This is a genomic window from Marinobacter halophilus (assembly GCF_003007685.1).
Classification (GTDB): Bacteria; Pseudomonadota; Gammaproteobacteria; order Pseudomonadales; family Oleiphilaceae; genus Marinobacter; species Marinobacter halophilus.
Genome location: NZ_PXNN01000012.1, coordinates 1 through 5,341 on the forward strand (window position 1 = coordinate 1; position 5,341 = coordinate 5,341).

Below are 5,341 nucleotides of genomic sequence, written 5' to 3' on the forward strand. Positions count from 1 at the left end.
CGCAGACGGCTCAAACTTTTTCCGGCAGCTGTAACAACTGGGCTTAAACATGTCGGGTTCCAGCAAGATTACTTTTGAGGTTTTCGGGAAGAATACCAAATTACCGCCGGGCGCGCGGAACGATGATAACGAAAGCGCTGCAGTGCGACTTAAAAATAATCATCCATAATGATGAGTAAGTCGTAACACTACCTCCTGTTTCGTAGGTAAAAAAATCATGAAAAAAATAGTCCTTCAAGCCGTCACATTTATTGGTGCTGCTTCATGTTTTGGATCGGTAAATGCGACGGAGGCGAGAACCCCTCTCGTTCCGCTTCCTTCTATCGACGATTTTACGAATGGCGATGGCTGGGGCGTTGGGCTTGGGCTGGGCGTTGAATACGAGACTGCTTATGAGGGTTCGGACGAATTCGATTTTGAGATCGACCCGGCTGGGGGTGTTCAGTGGCGAACTGGTGACCACCTTTTTTTCTGGGCAGGTGAGGCAATTGGGTGGCGCACATTGGCCAAGGACACCTGGTTGTTTCAAGCCTCTGTAGGCTACGAAGAAGGCCGTGAAGAAGGTGATTCAAAAGATGGCAGACTGGATGGGTTAGGCGAATCGAGTTCTGGGGTGACATTGCTGTTGGAAGTGCGTCATGCCCTTGCAGAAGATTGGCGTTACTTTTTGGATGGCCGTGTATTAACAGGAGAAATCGGTACGCTGGGGATTTTCGGCGCAGGAACATGTTTGGGTTGCCAACCTAACGGCACTGGCTGGGAAGTTGGCGCTGTTGTCACTTTCCACGATGGTAAGTTAGCCAACCGGGACTTTGGTGTGACCACACGGCAATCCATAGATTCAGGTCTTCCAGAAACCGATGTTGATAGCGGGTATAGATCCTTTGGTGTCGATATTAACTATCGAAATTACTTGAACAAAAACTGGCAGATCTTCGGTGAGGCTCTTTACGAAGTCTATGGGAGTGACGTTTCAGATAGCCCCATATCTCGGAATAATTATGAAGCGGAGATCGGTGTTGGCTTCATTTATGTTTTTTGATCCAGGCTCACCCCGCCATAGGCAGCCAGGATCGAGACCGGCAGATAACCTCGATGGAACAGGCCTGCCAGAAGGCTAAAAAAAACCAGCACAACAGCCGCGGCCTGCATAACAGCTGATATGAGCAAACACCCGTTCACCGCCGCCCTCCGGCGTAATGAAGCCAAAGCCCTTGGCGTCGTTCCAGGCCGTGAGTAATCCTTTCTGATTCAATGTACCTGTCCCTGCAATGGTTAAAGGCGCCCCATTATATCGGCCCATGGGCAGAACACCGTTTTATGATACCGTTCCAGGAAAAGGAGAGACTCACTGATGACCACCCACCTGCCCTTTTCCCAAGCCTGTGAAAACAACAAAGGCCCCATACTGGAAAGACTGCGCGAGATCTTCAGCGCACCGGGCATCGTGCTGGAGATAGGCACCGGCACCGGGCAGCACGCCGTGCACTTCGCGGCAGCCATGCCGCACGTGCAGTGGCAACCAACGGACCACCCCGGGGCCGCGCACCTGGCGGTTGACCGCCTGGAACAGGCCGCACTGCCCAGCATTCTCCCCATGCTTGAGCTGGACGTGGGCAACACCCCTTGGCCCTCACAGGAATTCAGATGGGCGTTCTCGGCCAACACCGCCCACATCATGGCGTGGACAGAAGTGGAACAGATGTTCCAGGGCGTCGGAGCAGGCCTGCCAGAAGACGGCGCGTTTTGCCTGTACGGGCCGTTCAAGCACCAAGGCAAATTCACCAGCGAAAGCAACCAGGCGTTTGACCAGTCACTGAAATCCAACGTGCCCCACATGGGCATCCGCGAAATCGACAATTTGACGGTGCTGGCCGAAGCTGTGGGTTTGGTGCTGCGAGAAGACTACGCCATGCCGGCGAATAACGAGATGTTGGTTTTCGGGCGTGCCCGGCAAGCCATCAGAATGAAGCGGGATACCTGACTTGGTCAAAACCATGTCGCCGCGAAACACCGTGAATATGACTCCTGCAATCCAACTGTTTTTCAGACCTGGCGTTAAGTCAAAAGCCCATAAGGCCGCTCCAGCGCAGCCCGCACATCACCGATGGAGAACACCCTGGGAATCAATGTAAGCGGTAACCAGTCGCGGGAACTCCTCGCTGGAGAGTTTTTCCAACCGGGGCTTGATGGCCTGACAAACGCCGCAGCTTGCGCCGACAAGCTATTCCTCCCCACCTCGAAAGATGGGGTTTCTCGCGAACTATCTTATGAAATACAAACACGAAGACCGTGAGCACTACTGCACGATGTGCATGAGCGGCAACTGCAAAGCAAAATTCAAAAAGGGAAACTAAGCACTTAGCTTAAAGTCAGGGACACAGGACAATGCGCTCTCGAGATAAAATCACGCAACCCGATGCCATCCCGTTTCGTGCCATGATCTTATTCCTGGTACTGACCTTCGGCATCGCCTGGGGAATTCTGGCTGCCTTTATCTTTCTCCCGGAGACTATGGTTGGCCTGTTCGGTGAAATTACCGGCCAGCACCCTCTGTTCTATCTTGCGGTCTGGGCGGCCCTCATTATTGGCGTCATCTGGGGCCTTTGGCACACACCGGCGTTCCTGCTGAGCGGCACCGAGCAAAGTGCATGGTCATTCCTGCCTTTCTTTACCGGCACCATCGCCCTGAGCGTTATTGTCACGCCGCTCTTCAATGCGTCCCGGGGCAGCCTTTTCCTCCCCGCGCTGTTTCACTTCATCCTCATCAATCCCGTCTGGCCCGATGCCCAGCCCTACGACACCTATCTCTTTACGCTGATTGCCTTTGTCATCGTCTGGCTGAACCGCAGGACCATGTTCACGCGCAAATACAGCATTACCCAAGTCGTTCCCGCAGACCGGGCAGCGGGAGCTTCCTCCGGCAGTCCTTTCTGGGCATGCAGATGCAAGTGCGGTTCCGAGCTGTTTCCCGAGTTGCCCATCTGTCCCAGCAAGTCACCGGTTGTTATCCTGTCTCCAGTTGCAACAGCAATGCTGCCCTGGCGTAAATGCGCAAGAATCGCGAAAACCCCCCCGCAATTGATAGCAACGTAGTTGCCAGCCATACGCCGGGTAAAATGCCAACCACGCCAGCAGCGCCAGCGGTAGAAGAACCTGTGTGAGCATTACCATCCAGGACATCGGTCAGGCCTCTTTCCTGTTCCACCAAAGAACCAGAAGAACGAGACCGGTCCGGTAACGCCGGAATTACCCACGGGGAAACTCAACATCGCTCACGTCCGCTACAAAAAACGGGAAATACTGGTCCGTCTCGAAATGATTGCCAGCTTCCACATGCGTCGGCAAACGAAACCCGTCGAACGACCGGAACTCAGAGAGATATCCGCCAAAAGGCTGCAACCGGTGCTGCTTCTCGGGATTGGCGTTACTCCACCGCTGAAAACTGACCTCAATGGGCTGGCCGTCTGCCGACACCTTGAGATCCACGGACTGTGACAGGCCGCGATACTCCACGGTGACCCGCGCCTGATCGGCAGCCAGGCTCTCCCAGGTAACGCCCGGGCCGGGCAGCAGCGCCGCTGGCGTCCAGAATACGGCTTCGGCGACATAGCGGCCAAACGCCGAACGGGTATGGTCCTGATCTCCGCCAAGGCGGGCAACGGGCAGCAAACCCATCAGCCAGAACCGCGTCCACCGCTGGCTGTCAGAACCGGACAGCCTCATCAGGCCCCGCCGCGCACGCATTTTCCAGACGAATCCGGAAGGCACGGCCAACACCTGAGTTGCCTCGAAGTCCAGGTAGTTGGGATTGTCCCGGTCACCCATGCCGAAGCGCCCCGCCATACTGATGCGGGCGACCGTCGCAAGCGGCGTACCGGGTTCAATCGTATACAGAAAATAGCGCCGTGCCGGTTCCGGCAGATCGGCGATCATCTCAGCGGTAAAGACCGAGGGCTGTACTGGCTGCGCGCCTACAAGCCCGCGCATGGCTTTGCGGTCCGTCCGGTGATCCAGGTGCCGCCAGGCCGACAGCGCCAGCCCAGTCAGAATCAGAAATCCAAGCAAAAAGGCTGTCACAGTCATTAGATAACGTCCTCAATAGGCCCGAGCCGTCACAACCCGCTAATCGACAGCCATAACGCAAAGAAAGCAGCTCCAAAAAGAATCACGGCACAATGGACAATCAGGTTCTTCCGGGTAGTTGGGGCAGGCTTTTTGGGAAAGCTGAAGTAGTCCTCACCAAACAGCCCAACACCGCACCCCTCGCAGTAATTCTTTGAGTAAGAAACCCGCAACGCAGACGGCTCAAACTTTTTCCGGCAGCTGTAACAACTGGGCTTAAACATGTCGGGTTCCAGCAAGATTACTTTTGAGGTTTTCGGGAAGAATACCAAATTACCGCCGGGCGCGCGGAACGATGATAACGAAAGCGCTGCAGTGCGACTTAAAAATAATCATCCATAATGATGAGTAAGTCGTAACACTACCTCCTGTTTCGTAGGTAAAAAAATCATGAAAAAAATAGTCCTTCAAGCCGTCACATTTATTGGTGCTGCTTCATGTTTTGGATCGGTAAATGCGACGGAGGCGAGAACCCCTCTCGTTCCGCTTCCTTCTATCGACGATTTTACGAATGGCGATGGCTGGGGCGTTGGGCTTGGGCTGGGCGTTGAATACGAGACTGCTTATGAGGGTTCGGACGAATTCGATTTTGAGATCGACCCGGCTGGGGGTGTTCAGTGGCGAACTGGTGACCACCTTTTTTTCTGGGCAGGTGAGGCAATTGGGTGGCGCACATTGGCCAAGGACACCTGGTTGTTTCAAGCCTCTGTAGGCTACGAAGAAGGCCGTGAAGAAGGTGATTCAAAAGATGGCAGACTGGATGGGTTAGGCGAATCGAGTTCTGGGGTGACATTGCTGTTGGAAGTGCGTCATGCCCTTGCAGAAGATTGGCGTTACTTTTTGGATGGCCGTGTATTAACAGGAGAAATCGGTACGCTGGGGATTTTCGGCGCAGGAACATGTTTGGGTTGCCAACCTAACGGCACTGGCTGGGAAGTTGGCGCTGTTGTCACTTTCCACGATGGTAAGTTAGCCAACCGGGACTTTGGTGTGACCACACGGCAATCCATAGATTCAGGTCTTCCAGAAACCGATGTTGATAGCGGGTATAGATCCTTTGGTGTCGATATTAACTATCGAAATTACTTGAACAAAAACTGGCAGATCTTCGGTGAGGCTCTTTACGAAGTCTATGGGAGTGACGTTTCAGATAGCCCCATATCTCGGAATAATTATGAAGCGGAGATCGGTGTTGGCTTCATTTATGTTTTTTGAT

7 protein-coding genes are annotated in these 5,341 nt (G+C 53.9%); 3 read left to right on the forward strand and 4 right to left on the reverse strand.

Annotated features, from left to right (window positions below; translation table 11 throughout):
* Nucleotides 1-217: 217 nt before the first annotated feature.
* Nucleotides 218-1,042 carry a MipA/OmpV family protein gene (locus C7H08_RS09815; protein ID WP_106670922.1) on the forward strand — a complete coding sequence of 275 codons (825 nt, stop codon included), beginning with the start codon at nucleotides 218-220 and terminating at the stop codon, nucleotides 1,040-1,042.
* Between the two features lie 75 nt (nucleotides 1,043-1,117).
* Here the strand turns inward: C7H08_RS09815 and C7H08_RS18550 are convergent, their stop codons facing one another.
* Nucleotides 1,118-1,303: a cold shock domain-containing protein gene (locus C7H08_RS18550; protein WP_373284856.1), complete on the reverse strand. Its 186-nt coding sequence runs from the start codon at nucleotides 1,301-1,303 to the stop codon at nucleotides 1,118-1,120.
* A 51-nt stretch (nucleotides 1,304-1,354) separates the two neighbouring features.
* Here C7H08_RS18550 and C7H08_RS09825 point away from each other — a divergent pair, with 51 nt between their 5' ends.
* Nucleotides 1,355-1,984, forward strand: coding sequence for a DUF938 domain-containing protein (locus tag C7H08_RS09825; protein WP_106671581.1), 630 nt, complete (start codon nucleotides 1,355-1,357; stop codon nucleotides 1,982-1,984).
* A 461-nt stretch (nucleotides 1,985-2,445) separates the two neighbouring features.
* On the opposite strand, the gene C7H08_RS18240 is transcribed toward C7H08_RS09825, so the two are convergent.
* The 3 genes from C7H08_RS18240 to C7H08_RS09845 all read right to left on the reverse strand — a co-directional run bounded on the left by C7H08_RS18240 (nucleotide 2,446) and on the right by C7H08_RS09845 (nucleotide 4,086).
* Complete coding sequence (locus C7H08_RS18240) at nucleotides 2,446-2,613, reverse strand: hypothetical protein (RefSeq protein WP_207768307.1); 168 nt, start codon at nucleotides 2,611-2,613, stop codon at nucleotides 2,446-2,448.
* A gap of 191 nt (nucleotides 2,614-2,804) precedes the next feature.
* A complete protein-coding gene (locus tag C7H08_RS09840; protein WP_106671584.1) occupies nucleotides 2,805-3,107 on the reverse strand; it encodes a M23 family metallopeptidase in 303 nt (100 codons plus the stop codon).
* Between the two features lie 142 nt (nucleotides 3,108-3,249).
* Nucleotides 3,250-4,086 carry a DUF6544 family protein gene (locus tag C7H08_RS09845; RefSeq protein ID WP_106671582.1) on the reverse strand — a complete coding sequence of 279 codons (837 nt, stop codon included), beginning with the start codon at nucleotides 4,084-4,086 and terminating at the stop codon, nucleotides 3,250-3,252.
* A gap of 429 nt (nucleotides 4,087-4,515) precedes the next feature.
* Between C7H08_RS09845 and C7H08_RS09855 the strand changes: the two genes are divergently transcribed.
* Entirely contained in the window at nucleotides 4,516-5,340 is an 825-nt protein-coding gene (locus C7H08_RS09855) for a MipA/OmpV family protein (protein ID WP_106670922.1), read from the forward strand.
* Nucleotide 5,341: the final 1 nt, after the last annotated feature.

What these genes read in the sequence shown, in the direction of transcription:
- C7H08_RS09815 (WP_106670922.1), top strand. Translation starts at nt 218, where the DNA reads ATGAAAAAAATAGTCCTTCAAGCCGTCACATTTATTGGTGCTGCTTCA.
- C7H08_RS18550 (WP_373284856.1), bottom strand. Translation starts at nt 1,303, where the DNA reads ATGGGCCGATATAATGGGGCGCCTTTAACCATTGCAGGGACAGGTACA.
- C7H08_RS09825 (WP_106671581.1), top strand. Translation starts at nt 1,355, where the DNA reads ATGACCACCCACCTGCCCTTTTCCCAAGCCTGTGAAAACAACAAAGGC.
- C7H08_RS09840 (WP_106671584.1), bottom strand. Translation starts at nt 3,107, where the DNA reads ATGGCTGGCAACTACGTTGCTATCAATTGCGGGGGGGTTTTCGCGATT.
- C7H08_RS09845 (WP_106671582.1), bottom strand. Translation starts at nt 4,086, where the DNA reads ATGACTGTGACAGCCTTTTTGCTTGGATTTCTGATTCTGACTGGGCTG.
- C7H08_RS09855 (WP_106670922.1), top strand. Translation starts at nt 4,516, where the DNA reads ATGAAAAAAATAGTCCTTCAAGCCGTCACATTTATTGGTGCTGCTTCA.